Source organism: Nocardia exalbida NBRC 100660 (assembly GCF_000308575.1).
In the GTDB taxonomy this organism is placed as follows: domain Bacteria; phylum Actinomycetota; class Actinomycetes; order Mycobacteriales; family Mycobacteriaceae; genus Nocardia; species Nocardia exalbida.
Genome location: NZ_BAFZ01000077.1, coordinates 1 through 19,103, shown reverse-complemented (window position 1 = coordinate 19,103; position 19,103 = coordinate 1). Strand labels below are relative to the sequence as shown.

22 protein-coding genes and 1 pseudogene are annotated in these 19,103 nt (G+C 69.2%); 12 read left to right on the top strand and 11 right to left on the bottom strand.

The window, feature by feature from the left end; genetic code table 11:
* Nucleotides 1-94 precede the first annotated feature (94 nt).
* On the bottom strand, nt 95-289 hold the full coding sequence (locus ON29_RS18350) for a DUF7455 domain-containing protein (RefSeq protein WP_036538000.1): 195 nt from the start codon (nt 287-289) through the stop codon (nt 95-97).
* A 276-nt stretch (nt 290-565) separates the two neighbouring features.
* On the opposite strand from ON29_RS18350, the gene ON29_RS18345 reads away from it, so the two are divergent.
* The gene (locus ON29_RS18345; RefSeq protein WP_040867827.1) at nt 566-925 is read left to right on the top strand and encodes a DUF952 domain-containing protein; all 360 of its coding nucleotides are present in this window, start codon (nt 566-568) and stop codon (nt 923-925) included.
* On the opposite strand, the gene ON29_RS18340 is transcribed toward ON29_RS18345, so the two are convergent.
* Entirely contained in the window at nt 926-1,573 is a 648-nt protein-coding gene (locus ON29_RS18340) for a response regulator (protein ID WP_040867825.1), read from the bottom strand.
* A complete protein-coding gene (locus tag ON29_RS18335; RefSeq protein WP_040867824.1) occupies nt 1,570-2,760 on the bottom strand; it encodes a sensor histidine kinase in 1,191 nt (396 codons plus the stop codon). The genes ON29_RS18340 and ON29_RS18335 overlap by 4 nt, the downstream gene beginning before the upstream one ends.
* Nucleotides 2,761-2,853: 93 nt before the next feature.
* Here ON29_RS18335 and ON29_RS18330 point away from each other — a divergent pair, with 93 nt between their 5' ends.
* Complete coding sequence (locus tag ON29_RS18330; RefSeq protein ID WP_040867823.1) at nt 2,854-3,336, top strand: cation:proton antiporter regulatory subunit; 483 nt, start codon at nt 2,854-2,856, stop codon at nt 3,334-3,336.
* A gap of 3 nt (nt 3,337-3,339) precedes the next feature.
* A pseudogene (locus ON29_RS18325) lies at nt 3,340-4,523 on the top strand (cation:proton antiporter).
* Here the strand turns inward: ON29_RS18325 and ON29_RS18320 are convergent.
* The 3 genes from ON29_RS18320 to ppgK form a co-directional block, all read right to left on the bottom strand.
* Nucleotides 4,524-5,288 carry a rhomboid-like protein gene (locus tag ON29_RS18320; protein WP_040867822.1) on the bottom strand — a complete coding sequence of 255 codons (765 nt, stop codon included), beginning with the start codon at nt 5,286-5,288 and terminating at the stop codon, nt 4,524-4,526.
* 257 nt (nt 5,289-5,545) lie between these two features.
* Nucleotides 5,546-6,910, bottom strand: a complete 1,365-nt coding sequence (locus ON29_RS18315) for an RNA polymerase sigma factor (RefSeq protein ID WP_040867821.1) — start codon at nt 6,908-6,910, stop codon at nt 5,546-5,548.
* A gap of 193 nt (nt 6,911-7,103) precedes the next feature.
* On the bottom strand, nt 7,104-7,862 hold the full coding sequence (ppgK, locus tag ON29_RS18310; RefSeq protein ID WP_040867819.1) for a polyphosphate--glucose phosphotransferase: 759 nt from the start codon (nt 7,860-7,862) through the stop codon (nt 7,104-7,106).
* Between the two features lie 167 nt (nt 7,863-8,029).
* Here ppgK and ON29_RS18305 point away from each other — a divergent pair, with 167 nt between their 5' ends.
* Nucleotides 8,030-8,962, top strand: coding sequence for an inositol monophosphatase family protein (locus ON29_RS18305; protein WP_040867818.1), 933 nt, complete (start codon nt 8,030-8,032; stop codon nt 8,960-8,962).
* Here ON29_RS18305 and cei read toward each other — a convergent pair whose 3' ends face one another.
* Entirely contained in the window at nt 8,963-9,640 is a 678-nt protein-coding gene (gene cei, locus ON29_RS18300; RefSeq protein ID WP_040867970.1) for an envelope integrity protein Cei, read from the bottom strand.
* A 376-nt stretch (nt 9,641-10,016) separates the two neighbouring features.
* On the opposite strand from cei, the gene ON29_RS18295 reads away from it, so the two are divergent.
* Complete coding sequence (locus ON29_RS18295) at nt 10,017-10,319, top strand: DUF4193 domain-containing protein (protein ID WP_014986697.1); 303 nt, start codon at nt 10,017-10,019, stop codon at nt 10,317-10,319.
* Between the two features lie 23 nt (nt 10,320-10,342).
* Here the strand turns inward: ON29_RS18295 and ON29_RS18290 are convergent, their stop codons facing one another.
* Nucleotides 10,343-10,828 (bottom strand): DUF3093 domain-containing protein, encoded by a 486-nt coding sequence (locus ON29_RS18290; protein WP_040867968.1) that lies wholly within the window; start codon nt 10,826-10,828, stop codon nt 10,343-10,345.
* 79 nt (nt 10,829-10,907) lie between these two features.
* Between ON29_RS18290 and dut the strand changes: the two genes are divergently transcribed.
* Entirely contained in the window at nt 10,908-11,408 is a 501-nt protein-coding gene (gene dut, locus ON29_RS18285; protein ID WP_040867813.1) for a dUTP diphosphatase, read from the top strand.
* 5 nt (nt 11,409-11,413) lie between these two features.
* Nucleotides 11,414-12,283 carry a DUF3710 domain-containing protein gene (locus ON29_RS18280; protein WP_040867811.1) on the top strand — a complete coding sequence of 290 codons (870 nt, stop codon included), beginning with the start codon at nt 11,414-11,416 and terminating at the stop codon, nt 12,281-12,283.
* Nucleotides 12,284-12,293: 10 nt separating this feature from the next.
* Here the strand turns inward: ON29_RS18280 and ON29_RS18275 are convergent, their stop codons facing one another.
* On the bottom strand, nt 12,294-12,989 hold the full coding sequence (locus ON29_RS18275) for an alpha/beta fold hydrolase (RefSeq protein ID WP_040867808.1): 696 nt from the start codon (nt 12,987-12,989) through the stop codon (nt 12,294-12,296).
* A gap of 132 nt (nt 12,990-13,121) precedes the next feature.
* On the opposite strand from ON29_RS18275, the gene ON29_RS18270 reads away from it, so the two are divergent.
* From ON29_RS18270 to ON29_RS18260, 3 genes are all read left to right on the top strand, one after another.
* Nucleotides 13,122-13,499, top strand: a complete 378-nt coding sequence (locus ON29_RS18270; RefSeq protein WP_040867807.1) for an OB-fold nucleic acid binding domain-containing protein — start codon at nt 13,122-13,124, stop codon at nt 13,497-13,499.
* Nucleotides 13,500-13,502: 3 nt separating this feature from the next.
* A complete protein-coding gene (locus ON29_RS18265; protein ID WP_083863729.1) occupies nt 13,503-14,195 on the top strand; it encodes a DUF3159 domain-containing protein in 693 nt (230 codons plus the stop codon).
* Between the two features lie 167 nt (nt 14,196-14,362).
* On the top strand, nt 14,363-14,989 hold the full coding sequence (locus tag ON29_RS18260; protein WP_083863726.1) for a sigma-70 family RNA polymerase sigma factor: 627 nt from the start codon (nt 14,363-14,365) through the stop codon (nt 14,987-14,989).
* 51 nt (nt 14,990-15,040) lie between these two features.
* Here the strand turns inward: ON29_RS18260 and ON29_RS18255 are convergent, their stop codons facing one another.
* Entirely contained in the window at nt 15,041-15,712 is a 672-nt protein-coding gene (locus ON29_RS18255) for a potassium channel family protein (RefSeq protein ID WP_040867805.1), read from the bottom strand.
* Nucleotides 15,713-15,714: 2 nt separating this feature from the next.
* Nucleotides 15,715-16,380 carry a potassium channel family protein gene (locus ON29_RS18250; RefSeq protein WP_040867803.1) on the bottom strand — a complete coding sequence of 222 codons (666 nt, stop codon included), beginning with the start codon at nt 16,378-16,380 and terminating at the stop codon, nt 15,715-15,717.
* A gap of 161 nt (nt 16,381-16,541) precedes the next feature.
* On the opposite strand from ON29_RS18250, the gene ON29_RS18245 reads away from it, so the two are divergent.
* The gene (locus tag ON29_RS18245) at nt 16,542-18,530 is read left to right on the top strand and encodes an APC family permease (RefSeq protein ID WP_040867802.1); all 1,989 of its coding nucleotides are present in this window, start codon (nt 16,542-16,544) and stop codon (nt 18,528-18,530) included.
* Between the two features lie 19 nt (nt 18,531-18,549).
* Nucleotides 18,550-19,103 (top strand): TRAM domain-containing protein (locus ON29_RS18240; protein WP_040867800.1); only part of this gene is annotated, 554 nt, incomplete at its 3' end.

Genomic DNA, 19,103 nt, shown 5'->3' with positions numbered 1-19,103 from the left:
ACACGCCGGCAGCGGGCGACCTGTGGGTCGCCCGCTGCCGGTGGAAACGGTGTTCTGTTGTCCGATGCTGTTGTGTCAGGACGCGAGGAGCAGGTCAGAGTGCGGGAGCGGACTCCGTGTCGATCACGGCGTCCAGCTCACGCAGCCGATCCATGTGTTCGTTCGCGTGGTGCTGGCAGAAGAGCAACTCTCCACCTGCGGGCAGTACGGCACGCACTCGGGCAGCCGCCCCGCAGCGGTCGCAACGATCGACCGCGGTCAGTGGGGTGCTTGTCAGGGTTCCTGGCATGACTCCTCCGTCCTGGCTCCCGGTCCCGACGACCGTTCACCTGGTGTGGGGCCCGTGGTCACTCACCACGAGCTCGCTACCGCTACTTCCCAGCAGGGGTATGACTACTCTGTCAGACGTTCGGGACGGGGGACTTTGTTCCCGCGTATGAAGCAGTGTGTTTTCGATAACACGACCAGGGATTTCGCTACAGGCGAACGCCACAGGTCCTGTCGCCGATGTGCACTGCGTCACACCCTCGATCGACCGATCCAGTTGTCTACCGGGAGATTACCCGTGACCTATGACACTCACACGCTTGTTCACCTATGCACTTCGGAGGAATGGCTTTCCGCTCGGCAAACGGGGGAGTACCGTGCGCCCTCGCTCGCCGAGGCGGGATTCATCCACCTCTCGTCGCCGCAGCAGGTGCACCTGCCCGCGAATCGGTTGTTCCGAGGCCGCCGCGATCTGGTGTTGTTGCGTATCCATCCCGGTCGGGTCGGGTCGCCGATCGCATGGGAGCCGGGCGTGCCGACCGATCCGGAAGCGATGCTCTTCCCGCACCTGTACGGGCCTCTGCCGGTGGCAGCGGTCACGGGCGTCGAGGAGTACCTGCCCGAGGCGGACGGGACATTCGCGCCCCGTGCGGAGTGACTATCGTTCCCGGATCTCGCGCGCGACGATGGCGGCTTGAACCCGCGACCGCACACCCAGTTTCGTCAGCACCCGGGAGACATGCGTCTTGACGGTCGTTTCGCCGATGAACAGCCGACCCGCGATCTGCGCGTTGGACAGGCCGTCGCCGAGACAATCGAGCACTTCGCGTTCCCGGTCGGTGAGTTCGCCGAGCCCGGCGGGAGCCGGTTGGGCGGCAGCCTGATTCGACGAGGCGAATGCCGAGATCACCGCTCGCGTCACTTCCGGAGCGAGCACGCCGTCACCCGCCGCCACCGCGCGCACCGCCTCGACCAGCGCCCGACCCGACGTGGATTTCAGCACGAATCCCGAGGCGCCCGCGCGCAGTGTGCGAAAGACGTACTCGTCCACGTCGAATGTGGTCAGGATGAGCACCTTCGCCAGGCCGTCTGCGGTGATCCGCTCGGTGGCGGCGATCCCGTCCACCCCGGGCATCCGCACGTCCATCAGCACCACCTGCGGCCGTAGCGCTTTGGCCTGTGCCACCGCGACATCGCCGTCGGCCGCCTCGCCGACCACCTCGATGTCGTCCTCGACGTCCAGGATCATCCGCAGGCCTGCTCGGATCGCGGCGTGGTCGTCGGCGATCACCACCCGAATCGTCATGCGGCACCGGCCGAGCCGAGCGGCAGTCGGGCCACAACTTCCCAATGGCCGGAATCCGTTCCGGCGCACAGGCTTCCGCCGAGCGCTCCGGCTCGCTCGCGCATGTTCGGCAGACCGCGGCGCGTGTCTGCGGCCGCCGGCTGCGGCCGCGCCGATACCGTCCGGTTGCGGACGGATATCCTCAGCATCTCGTCTTCGGTCCGCACGTCGATGCGGATCTCCTGTCCCGGTGCGTGTTTCATAGCGTTGGTCAAAGCCTCCTGCACGATGCGATAGGCGGTCTGGTCGACCGCGCTGGGCAGCGACGCACCGTCGAGTGCTTCGCGCACTCGCACCGAGATGCCCGCCGCGCGTGCGGCGTCCACCAGGATCGGCAACTGGGCGAGGGTGCGCGGTGCGGCGACCTCCGCCGCGGTGTCGTCGCTGCGCAGCAACCCGATCATGGTGCGCATCTCCTCCAGCGCGCTGACGCTGTTGGAACGGATGGAGCGCATGATTCCGGTCACCGCGGGGTCGGCGTCGCGGCGGGCCAGCACCCCGAGCGCCGCCTCCGAGTGCAGCGCGATGGCCGACAGATGCCCGGCGATCACGTCGTGCAGGTCGCGCGCCATCGTGGTGCGCTCGTCGGCGATGGCCGCGCGGCGGTCGAGTTCGGCGACCAGGGTGAGCGCCTGGGCCCGGCTGCGCTCGGCATGCGCGACCTCCTTGTGCGTGCGCACCGAACTCGCCCACCAGATCGGCGTCGCGACGAAACCGAACGCCCCGACCAACGCCAACGCGACCGCGCGCAGGTCGCCGGTCAGCACGAGGGCCGACGCCACGACGATGCCGCAGAGCATCGACCAGGACAGCGCCGTGATCCGTGATGCCCGGCGCCCGCCGTAGAGCACAGCCGCGTAGATCAGGTCGGCGTAGATGATCCACACCGACACCGTGGCACCGAGCCGGATGTCCACCGCCAGGGGCAGGAGCCCACCCAGCATGGCCGCGACCGGCCTCCGGCGCCGGGCGAAGGTCGCCAGGCACAGCGCGGCGAGCACGCCGAAACGCACCCACAGCGACACCTGCTCGCCCCGCTCGGTCATCGTGGACAGATCGGCGAGGTACAGCGCCGCGCCCCCGGCGAACGCGATCACCGCGCCCAGCGCATCCCGCGTCCGCTCCGGCACCTCCGACCAACGCCGCACGCCTCCATCACAGCACAGCGCCCGCGACGCGCCATCGGCCGAAGTGATGACCGATCGGGCCGCGGGCCGGGTGATCCGGTTAGTCTGGAGGGTGTGAACGTCGACGTCACCGCACTACCCGGGATCGGTGTCCGCAAGGACTTCGAAGTGCGCTCCGGTCGCCGAATCGGCGTGGTCGCCCACCGCGACGGTGATATCGACCTGATCGTCTCCAAGCTCGAGGACCCCGACGCCTGTGCCGCCCAGATCCCGCTGACCACCGATGAAGCGGCGGTCCTGGCCAACCTGCTCGGCGCGCCGCAACTGGTCGCCAAACTCAACGACGACCACCGGGACCTGCCCGGGATCACCACACGCCAGCTGCCGATCGGGGACAACTCCCCGTACGACGGCCGCACCCTGGGCGAGACCGAGATGCGCACCCGCACGAAGGTCTCCATCGTCGCCGTCATGCGGGCCGGGCAGCTGCATCCCTCGCCCGGTCCCGATTTCACCTTCACCGCGGGCGATCTGCTCGTGGTCGTCGGCACGCCGGAGGGATTGGATGCCGCCGCGAAGATCTTGACGCACGGCTGAGCCGTGACGGACACCGCGCTCGCCCTGATCGAGCTCGGAGCGGTTCTTTTCGTTCTCGGCATGCTGGGGCGTATCGCGGGCCGAGTCGGCATGTCGCCCATCCCGCTGTACCTGCTCGGCGGTCTCGCCTTCGGCCAGGGCGGTCTCGTCGAACTCCGGGCCGCCTACGACTTCGGCCACGTCGCGGGCGAGATCGGCGTGGTGCTGCTGCTGTTGCTGCTCGGCCTGGAGTACACGGCCGTGGAGTTGGTGACCGGGCTGCGACGTTCCTGGCCGGCCGGTCTGATGGACATCGTGGTCAACGCGTCCCCCGGTGCGGTGGTGGCACTGATGCTGGGCTGGGGCCTCAACGGCGCGATCACGATGGCGGGGGTCACCTACATCTCGTCCTCGGGCATCGTGGCGAAAGTCCTCGACGACCTCGGGCGCCTCGGCAACCGGGAGACACCGGTCATCCTGTCCATCCTCGTGTTCGAGGACTTGGCGATGGCGGTCTACCTGCCGATCCTCACCACGGTGCTGGCCGGGCTGAGCTGGGTCAGCGGGCTGCGCGCGCTGGCGGTGGCGCTGGTCACCATCACGTTGGTCCTCGTGGTGGCCCTGCGCTACGGACGGTACGTGTCGGCGATCGTGGACAGCGCCGATCGGGAGGTCTTCCTGCTCACCCTGCTCGGCGCGGCGCTGCTGGTGGCGGGCGCCTCCTCGGCGCTGAGCGTGTCGGCGGCAGTCGGAGCGTTCCTGCTCGGCATCGCGATCTCCGGCTCGACCGCGCGCGCGGCGGTGAAGATGCTCGAACCGCTACGCGACCTGTTCGCGGCCATCTTCTTCGTGGCGTTCGGCTTGAGCACCGACCTTCGATCTCTCCCCCGGTATTGGGGTGGGCAATCGTGCTCGCCGCGGTCAGTGTCGTAACGAAGGTGGCGACCGGTTGGTGGGCCGCGGCGCGGGAGGGCATCCGGCACCTCGGCCGTGCCCGTGCGGGCGCGGCCCTGGTCGCCCGGGGGGAATTCTCCATAGTCATCGCGGGACTGGCGGTGAGCGCGGGCGCGATGGACGGTCAGCTCACCGCGCTCGCCTCGACCTACGTCCTGCTGATGGCGGTGCTGGGTCCGATCGCGGCACGTGTGGTCGAGCCGATGGTCGGGCTGTTGCGCAACCGCGGCCGTCCCGAGCCTTCGGTGTCCTGATCAGCTCCGCGCCCGGGGAGCCTTGCGCGCGGCCGTCCGTTCCAGCCGGTGCCAGAACAGGCTCGCGATCGCGCCGACCGCCAGCCCGATCACGGCGGCGCACAGATGGCCGTAGTCGGTGAAGGTCGGTTCCACCCACAGCGCCGCACCGAGCGCCACGAGGATCGTCCCGGCCCACACCGCTCGCACCCTGCCACGGAACCGGAACGCCAGCGCCGCGAGCACGGCCGAGAACCCGTAGCTGGTGCCGACATCCGCGGCGACGGCCACCCGCAAGGGAATGACGCCGCGATCGATGGCATGGTCGATGCCGGTGACGGTCAGCAGCGTCGCCCCGATGTGGCCGGTCGCGAACAGCAGAATCCAGCGCCCGGTGCCCAGCCAGCGCTCCGCATAGGCCATGACGACGAGGAAACCGGCGATGGTCGCCCAGGGAAAACCGCCTTCGGTCCAGAACGCCGAGGCGACCAGCACCTGAACCGGGTTGTGCCGCATGTTGTACAGGTTGGTCGACGCCGAGAAGATCAGCCTGCGCTCGACCGAGTCCCCGACCCCGCGCAACGTCCACCATGTGACGAACAGCGTGAACGCGTACGCGGTGCTCGCGGGCGCGGCGCCAAGATGCCCCCGGATCGCGGGCAGGATCCGGCGCGGCGATTCGGGGCGGCGCAGCCACACCCAGGTGTCACGCAGTTCGGCGCGCAGGTCGGCGGTCTGCGTCCACGGCGACCGCGGTACGGGCGAAGTCGAGGGCGGGGCAACCACCCCGCAAGTCTGCCGTGCCGGGCGTACGCCTGCCGTGAGGCCCCGTGTGCGCTGCGTCACGGCCCGAGCGAGGGTTCGTCCGTGCGAACGCGGCGGGAGTCGCCCCACGATCGGTCCACGGGCCGCAGACACGGATCCGGAATCCGATCGAGCGCTCACACCAGCGACCCGGGTCACCCGAAGCGCGACACCCGCATCCGCCGGCCGCTGGAGGAATTCGAGCGGCGCGACGAATACGGGCGTCGAGGCTGTGCGACCTAGTCGAGGTAGTCGCGCAGGACCTGGGAGCGGCTGGGGTGGCGCAGCTTGCTCATGGTCTTGGACTCGATCTGGCGGATGCGTTCACGGGTGACCCCGTAGACTTGGCCGATCTCGTCGAGAGTGCGGGGCTGACCGTCGGTGAGCCCGAAGCGCAGCCGGACAACGCCCGCCTCGCGCTCCGACAGCGTCTCCAGCACCGACTGGAGCTGATCCTGCAGCAGCGTGAAGCTCACCGCGTCCACGGCGACCACGGCTTCGGAGTCCTCGATGAAGTCGCCGAGCTGGCTGTCGCCCTCGTCGCCGATGGTCTGGTCCAGCGAGATGGGTTCACGCGCGTACTGCTGGATCTCCAGCACCTTCTCCGGCGTGATGTCCATTTCCTTGGCCAGTTCCTCCGGCGTCGGCTCGCGGCCGAGATCCTGGAGCAGCTCACGCTGGATGCGGCCGAGCTTGTTGATGACCTCCACCATGTGCACCGGGATGCGGATGGTGCGGGCCTGGTCGGCCATGGCGCGGGTGATGGCCTGCCGGATCCACCAGGTGGCGTACGTGGAGAACTTGTAGCCCTTGGTGTAGTCGAACTTCTCCACCGCGCGGATCAGACCCAGGTTGCCCTCCTGGATCAGGTCGAGGAACGCCATGCCGCGGCCGGTGTAGCGCTTGGCCAGCGAGACGACCAGGCGCAGGTTGGCCTCGAGCAGGTGGTTCTTGGCCCGGTTGCCGTCGCGGACGATCCAGTTGTAGTCGCGGCGCATCGCGACCGGCAGCTTCTCGCCCTGCTCGGCGAACTCGCGCACCTTCTCCGCGGCGTAGAGGCCCGCCTCGATCCGCTTGGCGAGTTCGACCTCCTCCTCGGCGTTGAGCAGCGCGACCTTGCCGATCTGCTTGAGGTAGGCGCGGACCGAGTCGGCCGAGGCGGTGAGCTCGGCGTCCTTGCGGGCCTGCCGCAGCGCCTCGGACTCCTCCTCGTCCCAGACGAAGTCGCCGGAGGCCTTGTCCGCGGGCGTCGGTTCCTCGGCTTCCTCGGTCTCCGCCTCCTCGGCCACGTCGACCAGCTCGTCGCCCTCGGTGAGGTCCTCTTCGGAGACTTCCAGATCGCCGAGATCGTCGAGATCGAGCGACTCGTCCTCGATCGCCTCGTCGGTGCCGGGCTCGCCGTCCGGGCCCGCCTTTTTGGTGGTGGCCTTCTTCGCCGGAGCCTTGGTCGCCTTCGCGGCCTTCTTGGCAGGCGCCTTCTTGGCGGCGGCCTTCTTCGCCGGAGCCTTCTTCGCGGCAGCCTTACGGACCGGCCGTGCTGCGTTTACATCTGCGGAGTCGGCATCGGCCGAGTCGGCGGTCTGACGGGTATTCGTGGCTACCACGTACGCCCTTTCGTGACGGTCTCGTGCGGCGTCACGCCAGAGTAGTGTTCCGGCGGAGCGATCTGTCGGGTTTCACCGGCGGAGGGCCGGTCGGGGTTTCTCCGGCTCAGCCGGGCACGTTCCATTGTAACGATCTAACCAGGGTACCTACGGCACGATGCCGGTGGCGGCATCCTCGCCGTTCCCGCGCGCCTCACGGCGCGACTCCTCCCGCGATCGCCATGGCGGCGCCGACGATGCCCGCGGTGTTGCGCAGGCGGGCCGGGATCACGGGGGTCCGATTGGTGAGCAGCGGGATCCACTGCTCGGCGTCGCGGCTGATGCCCCCGCCCGCGACGAAGACGACGGGGAAGAACAGGTCCTCCATCGTGGTCAGCACCAGGCTGACCCGCGCTGCCCACTGCTCGTAGCTCAGGCCGTCGCGTTCCTTGACCGAGGCCGCCGCGCGCTGCTCGCTCTCCATGCCCTGGACCTCCAGGTGGCCGAGCTCGGTGTTGGGCAGCAGCGTGCCGTGGTAGAGAAACGCGGAACCGATGCCGGTGCCGAAGGTCAGCAGCAGCACCAGACCGGCGAAATCGCTTGCCGCGCCGTAGCGGTCCTCGGCCATGCCCGCCGCGTCCGCGTCGTTGAGCACGGTGACCGGACGGCCGCCGAGCGCGGTGGAGAACAGCGCCCGCGCGTCGGTCCCGATCCAGGATTTGTCGATGTTCGCCGCGGTGCGCGCCACTCCGCCGATCACCACCGCGGGCAGCGTGAGGCCGACCGGTCCGGTCCACTCGGCCGCGGCGACCAGTTCGGCCACCGCCTCCGCCACGGCACCCGGTGTCGCCGGGTGCGGCGTCGCGATCTTGATCCGCTCGTGGACCAACTCGCCGGTGGCCAGATCGACCGCGGCGCCTTTGACACCGCTGCCGCCGATGTCGATACCGAATGCGTGCCCCCGAGCGGACATGACTAACCCCTCGTTCCCTGTGCTGGCCGGTGTGATGACAGCGCTGCACGGGGCCCACGACGCCACTGCGGGCGCTGCGAATGGGATGCCCGACGACGGCGCTGTGTCGTGCACGACAAGAGTAATGGGACCACGGGGCTGGGCGTTCGGCGAGGATGTGTGATGCGATGGAGGGCGTGCCGGAAACCTCATCGCCAGTGTCCGACTACACCCCCGACTCCTTCGTCTCGATCGTCGCGCGTGGCGACGAAGCCGACCTGCGTCGCGTCGCGGTCGACATCGCCGAGACGGCCGCCGCCCATGTCCGTGCCCGTCGCCCCGAGGTGTTCGGGCCCGCGGGCGCGCACGCCGAAGGGGCCGTGCAGTCCAAGAGCCACGAGACCGACCCGGTGACCATCGTGGACACCGAGACCGAAGATCTGATCCGAAAACTGCTCGCCGAACAGCGCCCCGGCGACCCGATCCTCGGCGAGGAGGGCGGCGGCAGCCTCGACGACGCGAGTGCCGACACCGTCCACTGGGTGGTGGATCCGATCGACGGCACCGTCAACTTCCTCTACGGAGTCCCCGGCTACGCCGTGTCGGTGGCCGCGCTGCGTGGCGGGCGACCGGTCGCGGGCGCCGTGGTGGACGTCGCGCGGGCGGCCACCTACAGCGCCGGGCTCGGGCTCGGTGCGCTGCGGGTCGACGCCGAGGGCGTGGTGGAGCACCTGAGTTGCACGCCCGTCGAATCGGTCGCGATGTCGTTGGTGGCCACCGGATTCGCCTACGGCAGGCAGCGCAGGACCAGGCAGGCCGAGCTGGTCGCGCAGGTGCTGCCGCACGTGCGCGACATCCGCCGGTTCGGCGCGGCGGCGCTGGATCTGTGTCATGTCGCGGCGGGCCGGGTGGACGCCTATTACGAGCACGGATTGAACGCCTGGGACTGGGGCGCGGGCGCGTTGATCGCCGCGGAGGCGGGCGCGCGGCTGACGCTTCCGCCGGCGACGGCGCCGGGCACCGACGGCGACCTGGTGGTGGCCGCCGCGCCCGGCATCGCCGAGGAATTGGGCGAACTGCTGGCCCGGGTGGGTGCTACCGAGCCGATTCCGGACCGCTGATCAGCAGCGGGCCTGCCGCGCGGCGTCGAGCAACTTGACATCGATGGATGTGGAGTTGCCCGGCGCCGGGTTCTTGAGCGAACGCAGCACTTCCTCCGCGTCGTTGCTGGGCCGGATGTCCCGGAACAGGGAGCCGAGCACCAGATCCACGGTGTCGTCGCCGCGCTGATCCTCGATCAGCTCGGCACACGGCGCGACCAACTGCACGGCGGCGGCGGCCGGACGGCCGTTGACGCCGAAGCGGACCTGCCCGGTGCATTCCAGGTCGCCGTTGACGTATACCGAATCGTTGCCGTATTGCGTTCCGGGTGCGCTCGCGAAGCCGAGGTCGCCGAGCTGGGCGGCGACGTGCGCGGCCTGGCCGCGCTGGTTGTTCGCGTTGAGCACGCGCACCTTGCTCGCCGCCAGCGGGGCTGGTTCCACGTCCTGCAGCCGGCCGGAGCCGACCCGCTGGCCGAGCGGAGCCGGTTGCGGCGCACCGGAATCCGACGCGGGGCTGGGCGAGTTGCACGCCATCGCGGTGTGGTCGGCGTCGTGCGTCGTGAGGGCTTTGACCCAGACGATCCCGCAGATCAGAGCGAGAACGCCGAGCATGATGAGCCAGGGCTGGGGGCGGCGACGCAGGAACGGCCGCCCATGCGGATCCGTCGAGGTACCTTCGGTGATCAGTGAAACCACCAGCACACTCTACGAAAATCTGACGGCGACCCGGCGCAAGGTCTCGGTGCGTTCCCCAGATGGTGTCGATTGGCCCTCATTTTCGACTCGGCTGTGTTTTGATTGCGACTTTTCCTCCGGGGTCCGCTATTGTCTGGCGGCCCAGATCGAATCGCCGGTGCGGAAATCAGTGGTCGGTCGCGGGAACAAGAAGGGCATGTCCTGCGTTTACCCAGCGCTATCGGGAGTGGATCGACACGATCCGCCCTGATAGGCGACCGGTGTACGTGTGACGTGCACCACCGGCGGGGCGGTACCGGTCGCGCCGATTCCGGCAGGAATCGGGTGTGAGCGGACCGGTCCGGGATATACGGAGTTAGGACGAGGGGAAGACGACATGGCAACCGACTATGACGCACCGAGGCGCACCGAAACCGACGACGTGTCGGAGGATTCGCTGGAGGAGCTGAAGGCTCGTCGTAACGAGGCACAGTCCGCCGTCGTGGATATCGACGAATCCGATACCGCGGAGTCGTTCGAGCTTCCCGGCGCCGACCTGTCCGAGGAAGTGCTGACGGTTCGGGTGATCCCGAAGCAGGCCGACGAGTTCACCTGTTCCAGCTGTTTCCTGGTTCATCACCGGAGCAGGCTGGCCAGTGAGAAGGGCGGCCAGATGATCTGCATGGATTGCGCCGCCTGAGCTCGACGAGATCGGGCAGAGTGTCAGCCCGCGCTCGGTAGACCGAGCGCGGCAAGGACCCGTTCGGGCCGCCGCGTACTGACCAGCCAGTACGGCGTCGGATCGTCCGGGTCGTCGAGCACGAGCAACACCATCGGCCCGATCCAGGGGCGATGCTGGACATAAGCGGCGGGGTCGAGCTGGCGACCCAGCGCCGCGCTTTTCGCGGTGGGGGCGACGGCGGCCGCGCGGGCAACGAAGTTCACCGGTAGATGGGCGCGATCGGCGCGCAGCTCCGGTGTGCCGTTCGCGTCCGGCGCCACTTCGACGCGGTGCCGACTCAGCCACAGCAGCACCCAGACCGGCACCGGGAACAGCAGCACGTAGGGCAGCCACGCCCGCAGACCCGGCGCGCCCATGTGGATCTCCGCCGCGAGCAATCCGGTGACGGCGAACGCCACCGGCCACCACCACAGCGGCACCCACAGGCGCTCCCGGTAGTGCTGCGCGGGCTGCTTTTTCTCGTCCATGGTCATGGGATTGGGCTGGTCCGACACGAGTCAACACTAAGTCACGAGGGCAAACAGCTTACGCGTAGGCTCGTCCAACGTGAGCGCACTTTCACCCATACCCTTGCTGCGGCTGGACCCCGGCATCCCCGTGCCCACGCGCGCCCATGCGGGCGACGCGGGCGTGGATCTGTGCACCACGCAAGACGTCATCCTGGAGCCGGGGGAGCGGGTGCTGGTCGGCACCGGTGTCGCCGTCGCGCTACCGGTCGGCACGGTCGGCCTGATCCATCCGCGCTCGGGTCTGGCGGCCAAGACCGGGTTGTCGGTGGTGAACACCCCGGGCACGGTCGACGCGGGGTACCGGGGCGAGATCAAGGTGTGCCTGATCAACCACGACCCGCGCACGCCGATCGAGTTGCGTCGCGGCGACCGGATCGCGCAACTGCTGGTGCAGCGAGTGGAACTGGTGGATTTCATGGAGGTCGACACGCTCGACGAGACGACCAGGGGGGCGGGCGGGCACGGCTCCAGCGGTGGTCACGCGAGCCTGACCGCACCGGCGAACGGGGCGGGCCGGACGACCGGCAAGGAGGCATGACGGGAATGTTCGGGAAGAGAAAGAACGCGAGCCGGGCCGCGGACGACCGGTACGACGAGGCGGACGACTACGCCGACTACGAGTCCGACTACGCCGACGAGTACGACGACGAGTTCTACGACGACACCCCCACCGACGAGCGCTCCTACGAGGGCGTGGATCTGAACGCCGACCGGCCGCACGGCCGACCGGGCCCGTACGACTACGACGAGGTCGCCGAACTGCTGGACGAGGTGTCCGAGCAGCGGCTGGATCTCGGGTCGGTGCTGTTGCCGGTCCCGCCGGGCGGTCAGTTGCAGGTCGAGATGACGCCGGAGGGGCAACCGCAAGCGGTGCACCTGGCCACCGAGCACGGCCGGATCACCGTCGCGGCCTATGCCGCGCCGAAGACCACGGGCCAATGGCGGCTGGTCGCCGCGGATCTGGCCGACTCGCTGCGCAAGGACGGCGCCCGGGTGTCGGTCGAGAGCGGCCCGTGGGGCCGGGAATTGCTGGCGCTGACCGAAGGCGCGGACCTGCGTTTCATCGGTGTGGACGGCTATCGCTGGATGGTGCGGCTGGTCGCGGCGGGCCCCTCGGGCGCGGCGAACGACGGCACCCCGCTGGTCAAGGCGGCGCGGGCCATCCTGAGCGAGACGGTCGTGCGGCGTGGCGAGGACCCGCTGCCGGTGCGGGAGCCGCTGCCGGTGGTGCTGCCCCAGCAGCTGGCCGAGCAGCTGGCCGCGGCCCATCAGCAGCAGGTGGAAGCTCAGCAGCAGGCGATGGCCGCGCAGGTGGCGGCGCAGACCGGCGCGCAGCCCGCGGTGCCGCGGATGCCGCAGGGCCCGCGGCGCGGCGCGGACGGGTCGGCCATGCAGCAGCTCGGCCTGAACTGATCCGGCGAACTCACCAGAAGGCGCCGATACCCGCATGTCCGAGGATCGCGGGGTCGGCGCCGAGTTCGTCCAGGGTGATCCGGTGCAGCCGCGAGCGCGAGGCCAGTGCCGCCCACTCCTCGGCGACGGCGTGCGGATGCACCGGGTCGTCGACCGCGGTGACCACCGCGAGCGGCGGCTCGAACGTGGCAAGCAACTCGGCGGCGGGCCACTTGTAGTCGGCGGCCTCTTCCAGCGCCCGCGGAAGATCCGGCCACTGCGCGCGCCACGACTGGGTCAGCGCGTCGGCCAGCCACCGCGGGCTGCTCTCGCGCATGCGGTCGGTCACCGCGGCCAGACCGTCGGTGCGCAGTTGTGCGGCGGTGGCCGCCGCGCTCAGTGCTGCCGGGCAGGCGGCAGTATCGGGTCCGGTCCAGGCGGGCAGCGCCGCCACGACTCCCACGACGCGATCCGGGTGCTCGGCGGCCCATTCCAGTGCGATCGCCGCACCGAGCGAGATGCCCGCGACCAGCACCGGGCCGGAGCCGGACGCCGCCTCCAATGCGGCAAGGCAGCTCGCCACCACCCGGCGGGGGTCCGGTTCCACCGCGACGAAATCCCAGCCGCGTGCGGCGCAGGCGGGCCCGAATGCGCGCCGGGCGAAATCGGCGTCGGATCCGGTGCCGGGCAGCGCCACGACGCGAGCGGGGTGTGGGGAGTCGAACATCGGTCCGAGCGTAGCGGGGGTGGCCCCGCCCATCTACAGTGGCGTTGTACGGCCGCAGCGGGTCGTGCGGATCGGATCCCTCACGATGGTGTGCGACCCACGCCATCTGCTCTATGCAGGAGAGCGTGCACAATGTCATCCGCAGCCTCAGGGTATTTTCGACGTCTGGGCCGCAGGCTGACCCAGGACCTCGATCAGCTGGACGCCGAAGAACTGGCCGAGACCTCCGAGGCCTCGGGCGCGTCGCGCGCGTCGGAGTGTCGGCGCGGGGACGAGGCCACCATGCTCGGTAGGCTTCGCAGTGTCGAAGCATGTCCCAAGTCTGCGGGCGCCAGCGTCCAGGCCGAGTTCTTCGACGGCACCGACGCGATCACACTGGTCTGGATCGGGCGCAGGCGCATTCCCGGCATCGAGCCGGGGCGGCGCATCCTCGTCCGTGGCCGGGTCGGCGACCGTGACGGCCGCAAAGTGATCTTCAACCCCTACTACGAATTGCGCGGGAACAGCTGACGTATGCCATTGAGCGACGACAACGCAGGATCGGACGACCGCACCGGGCTGAATGTGCCCGATCGTGACGAGGAACGTGCCGAACAGACCCTCCTCGAACAACTCGGCGGCTTCAGCGGCCTGATCTACTCGACGCTTCCGGTTGTCGTGTTCGTTCCCGTGAACAGCCTCGCCGGGCTGACCGCGGCGATCTGGGCGGCTCTCGGCGTGGCCGCCGCCATCCTCGTCTGGCGCCTGGTGCGGCACGATCCCATCCAGCCCGCCATCTCCGGCTTCTTCGGCGTCGGCATCTGCGCCTTCATCGCCTACCGGATGGGCGAGGCCAAGGGTTTCTTCCTCTTCGGCATCTACACCAGCCTCGTGTACGCCGCGGTGTTCCTCGCGTCCATCCTGGTCCGGAGGCCGTTGGTCGGCGTGATCTGGGGCGTGCTGAACGGGCACGGCTCCGACTGGCGGTCCGATCCGCGCTCCGTGCGCCTCTACGACCTGGCCACCGCTACCTGGATCGTGGTGTTCGGGGCCCGCTACCTGGTGCAGTCGCAGCTCTACGACACCGACCGCACCGGCTGGCTCGCCTTCGCCCGCATCGCGATGGGCTGGCCGCTGACCGCGGTGGCACTGGGCGTCACCGTCTGGGCGGTGCGGCGGGCCGGCCACCTGCCCACCAAGTCGGTGGTCGCGGCCGGACCGGCTTGAGCTGTTAACCCTCCACTGCCGCCAGGCGAAATGCACAGGGGTGGGATAAGTCCCACCGCCCAGGTGGGTGCTTCCCCACCCTGGGGTGCCTGGTCGCCGCTGCGAGTTTCCCAGACGATCTATGCGTACCGAAAAACACGCACTGATCGGCAAGAAAGGACTCGGACGTGGCTACCGAGCACAACACCGCGGCGCTGCCCAAGAACCACCACCCCGCTCTCTCGGAGAGCCGGCGGGTATCGGCCGAGCTGGACAAGCTGATCGGGCCTGCGGCGGCGGGCGATCGCCGGGCGGTCGCGGAGATCATCCGGATCGTGCATCCGCTGGTGCGGCGCTACTGCGGCGCGCGCCTGGGCAATACGGCGCACCTGCAGGTCACCGCCGACGACGTGGTGCAGGAGATCCTGCTGGCCACCGTCAACGCCATCCCGCGCTACCGCGACCAGGGCAAGTCGTTCCTGGCCTTCGTCTACGGCATCTCGGCCAACAAGGTCGCCGACGCGTTCCGCCGCTCGCAGCAGCACCCCGCCTACCCGATGGCCGATGTGCCGGACTACGCGTCCTCCGCCGCAGGGCCGGAGGAGTGGGCGCTGGCCTCCGAACGGCGGGCCGCCACAAAAGAACTCATGAAGGTGCTGGCCCCCGCGCACCGCGAGGTGCTGGTGATGCGCATCATGCTCGGCTGGTCGGCGGCGCAGACCGCCGAGGCCATCGGGACCAGCCCGGGCGTGGTCCGGGTGATGCAGCACCGCGCGCTGAACAAGCTGCGCGCGCAGCTGAAACCGGCCGCATAGCTCTCCGGCGGTGCTTCGCCGCGAACCCGCGTCCGGCCGTATTCCGGGGAGTTATGGCCTGATGCCGTGGTTGGCGAGTTCCAGCCGGAGGTCTTCCTCGGCCTCCACCGAGGTCACGAACAGCAGCTCGTCGTCGCCTTCCAGTGCGTCGTCGGGCTGCGGCACGATCACGCGACCGCCGCGCAGGATGGTCACCAGGGCGGCGTCGCGCGGCAGGGTGAGCGTGCGCACGGGTTTGCCCGCCAGCGCGGTGTCCGCGGGCAGCGTCATCTCGACCAGATTCGCCTGCCCCTGGCGCAGCGTCATCAGGCGCACCAGATCACCGACCGACACCGCCTCCTCGACCAGGGAGGCGAGCAGCCGGGGTGTGGACACCGCGACGTCCACGCCCCAGGAACCGTCGAAGAGCCACTCGTTGCGCGGGTCGTTCACGCGCGCCACCACCCGGCGCACGCCGAACTCGGTCTTGGCCAGCAGGCTGTGCACCAGGTTCGTCTTGTCGTCACCGGTGGCCGCGATGACCACCTCGTAGGTCTCCAGCCCGGCCTGCTCCAGCAGGGCCAGTTCGCACGCGTCGGCGTGCACCCAGACCGCGTCCGGGATCGCGACGGAATCGATGTGCTCGACTTCGCGCTCCAGCAGCATGACCCGGTGGCCGCCACGTAGGAGCTCCCTGGCGATCGATCGGCCGACGGCGCCTGCTCCGGCGATGGCCACTTTCATATTCAGTCCTCGCTCGCTGGGGGCTTCGTCGCCAAGGCGACGGCTTCGCCAACGGCGCCGGATGCGGCGGCCACATAGACGATGTCGTCGGCCTGGATGATGGTCTTGCTGTCGGGAAGCAGCGCCTGGCCGAACCGGATGATGAACGCGACCCTGGCCGCGACGGTCTGCTCCAGGTCGCGCACGGTGCGGCCGTACCACTCCTCGTGCAGCGTCAGCTGGGTCACGGCAACCGTTCCGGTCGGGTCGCGCCAAGTGGTGGTGCCGGTATCGCCGATCAGCGCGCGCAAGAAGCGGTCGGTGGTCCACGGGACCGTGGCGATGGTCGGGATGCCGAGCCGCTCGTAGACCGCGGCGCGCTTGGCGTCGTAGATGCGGGCGACCACGCGCTCCACCCCGAACATCTCCCGGGCGACCCGGGCGGAGATGATGTTCGAATTGTCGCCGGAGGAGACCGCCGCGAACGCGTTCGCCCGCTCGATTCCCGCCTTTATCAGCACATCTCGATCGAATCCGACACCCGTGACCTGCTCACCCGGGAAATCGGATCCCAGGCGCAGGAAGGAACTGGAATCCCGGTCGATCACGGTGACTTCGTGACCTACGCGGACCAGGGCCTGGGCGAGCGACGAGCCGACGCGCCCGCACCCCATGATCACTACGTACACCGTGCAACCTCGTTCCTGGAACCATGGTGTTCGGTCTGGTTTGCTGTTCGGTCGAACGCTACCCGTCGAATGATTCCACCGGCCACGTTCCCCCTCCAGCCGGCGGGCAAACCTGCGAGCCACGCGCGCGATCCACCGTGCGGGGGCCTATGCTCGCTCCAGTGTCCAAGTTGACGACGGCAGCGAAGCGAGTGCTGCTGGGCAGGCCTTTCCGTAGCGACTCGCTGGGCCATACGCTACTGCCGAAGCGAATCGCCCTCCCGGTGTTCGCCTCCGATGCCATGTCATCGGTGGCCTATGCCCCGGAAGAGATCTTCCTCGTGCTGTCGGCCGCCGGAGTGACGGCGTACGTGTACGCGCCGTGGGTCGGATTGGCGGTCGCCTTCGTCATGGCGGTGGTGGTGGCCAGCTACCGGCAGAACGTGCACGCCTACCCGTCCGGCGGTGGCGACTACGAGGTGGCCACCACCAACCTGGGGCCGACCGCGGGCCTGACCGTGGGCAGCGCGCTGCTGGTCGACTACGTGCTCACCGTCGCGGTGTCGATCTCCTCGGCCGCGTCCAACATCGGCTCGGCCATTCCCTTCGTCGCCACCCACAAGGTGCTGTTCGCCGTCGTGGCCATCGCCCTGCTCACCGCGATGAACCTGCGCGGTGTGCGGGAATCGGGCACCACGTTCGCCATTCCGACCTACGCGTTCATCGCGGGCATGTTCGTCATGCTCGGCTGGGGCCTGTTCCGGATCTTCGTGCTGGGGGAGGAGTTGCGGGCCGAGTCGGCGGGCTTCGGATTGAACGCCGAGCAAGAGCACCTCTACGGGTTGGCGTTCGCCTTCCTCGTCGCGCGGGCGTTCTCCTCCGGCTGCGCCGCGCTGACCGGTGTCGAGGCGATCAGCAACGGTGTGCCCGCGTTCCGCAAACCCAAGTCGCGCAATGCCGCCACCACTCTGCTGCTGCTGGGGACGATCGCGATCGTGCTGCTGATGGGCATCATCATCCTCGCCCAGAAGATCGGAGTCGTGTACGCGCACAACGTCGCCGACCTGACCGGCGCGCCGTCCGACTACCACCAGAAGACGCTGATCGCGCAGCTCGCCGAGACGGTGTTCGAGGGATTCCCGGTGGGCTTCTTCTTCATCACGACGGTGACGGCGCTGATTCTCGTGCTCGCCGCGAACACCGCCTTCAACGGGTTCCCCGTGCTCGGCTCGATCCTGGCGCAGGACCGCTACCTGCCGCGCCAGCTGCACACCAGAGGCGATCGGCTGGCGTTCAGCAACGGCATCCTGTTCCTGTCCGGCGCGGCCATCGCGTTCGTGGTGCTCTTCGGCGCCGAGGTGACCAAGCTGATCCAGCTGTACATCGTCGGTGTGTTCGTGTCGTTCGTGCTGAGCCAGACCGGCATGCTGCGGCACTGGACCCGCCTGTTGCGCACCGAGACCGACCCGGCGCAGCGCGCGCGGATGAAACGATCGCGGGTGATCAACGCGGTCGGTCTCAGCGCGACCGGAGCGGTGCTGGTGATCGTGCTGATCACCAAGTTCTTCGCGGGCGCCTACATCGCCATCTTCACCATGGTCGCGATCTTCATCGTGATGAAGCTGATTCGCAGGCATTACGACTCCGTCGCGCGGGAGTTGGAAGAGCAGGAGTGGGATGGTGTGCTGCCCAGCCGCTCGCATTCCATCGTTCTGGTCTCCCGGCTGCATCTGCCGACCCGCCGTGCCCTCGCCTACGCGCGCGCCAGCCGCCCCGACACGCTGGAGGCGGTGACGGTGAACGTCGACGAGGCCGACACCAGGGCGCTGGTGCGGGAATGGGAGAACAGCGATATCACGGTGCCGCTCAAAGTGATCGAATCGCCCTACCGTGAGATCACCAAGCCGGTGCTCGATTATGTGAAGCGCGTACGCAAGGACGCCCCGCGCGACGTGGTCACCGTGTTCATCCCCGAATACGTGGTGGGCCGTTGGTGGGAGCAGGTACTGCACAACCAGAGCGCGCTGCGGTTGAAGGGCAGGCTGCTGTTCGAACCGGGCGTGATGGTGACCAGCGTGCCGTGGCAACTCAGTTCGTCGGCGCGATTGAAGACGCCCGGGGTGGTGAACGCGCCGGGCGCGTTCCGGCGCGGGTACGAGGACCGGACATGACGCCAGTGGAGCATTCGGGATGAGCGATCGGCGGACCGGCACGTTCGAGGTGCGGCTCGGGCCGCCGGGGCACGGCGGCTTCTGTGTCGCACGCCACGAGGGACGTGTGGTGTTCGTCCGGCACGGACTGCCCGGTGAACTGGTGCGGGTTCGGGTCACCGAGGATCGCGGCGGCTCGTTCTGCCGCGCCGACGCGGTCGAGGTGCTCGAGGCGTCCCCGGACCGGGTGCAGGCCACCTGTCCCGTCTCCGGTCCCGGTGGAGCGGGATGCTGCGATTTCTCCTTCGCCACGCCGGTCGCCCAGCGCGCACTGAAGGCCACGGTGGTGGCCGAACAGTTACGGCGGCTGGCCGGGATCGAGCGCGACGTGCTGGTGGAGCCGATCGGGTCCGGTGACGCGATCGGCGGGTGGCGCACACGTGTGCGGCTCGCGGTCGACGCCCACGGACGCGCGGGCGTGCACCGGTATCGCAGCACCGACGTGATCGCGGACCTGCGGTGCCCGCAACCGGTCGCGGGGGCGTTGGACGGCATCGCGGCCCGGCAGTGGACGCCCGGCGCCGACTTGGTGAT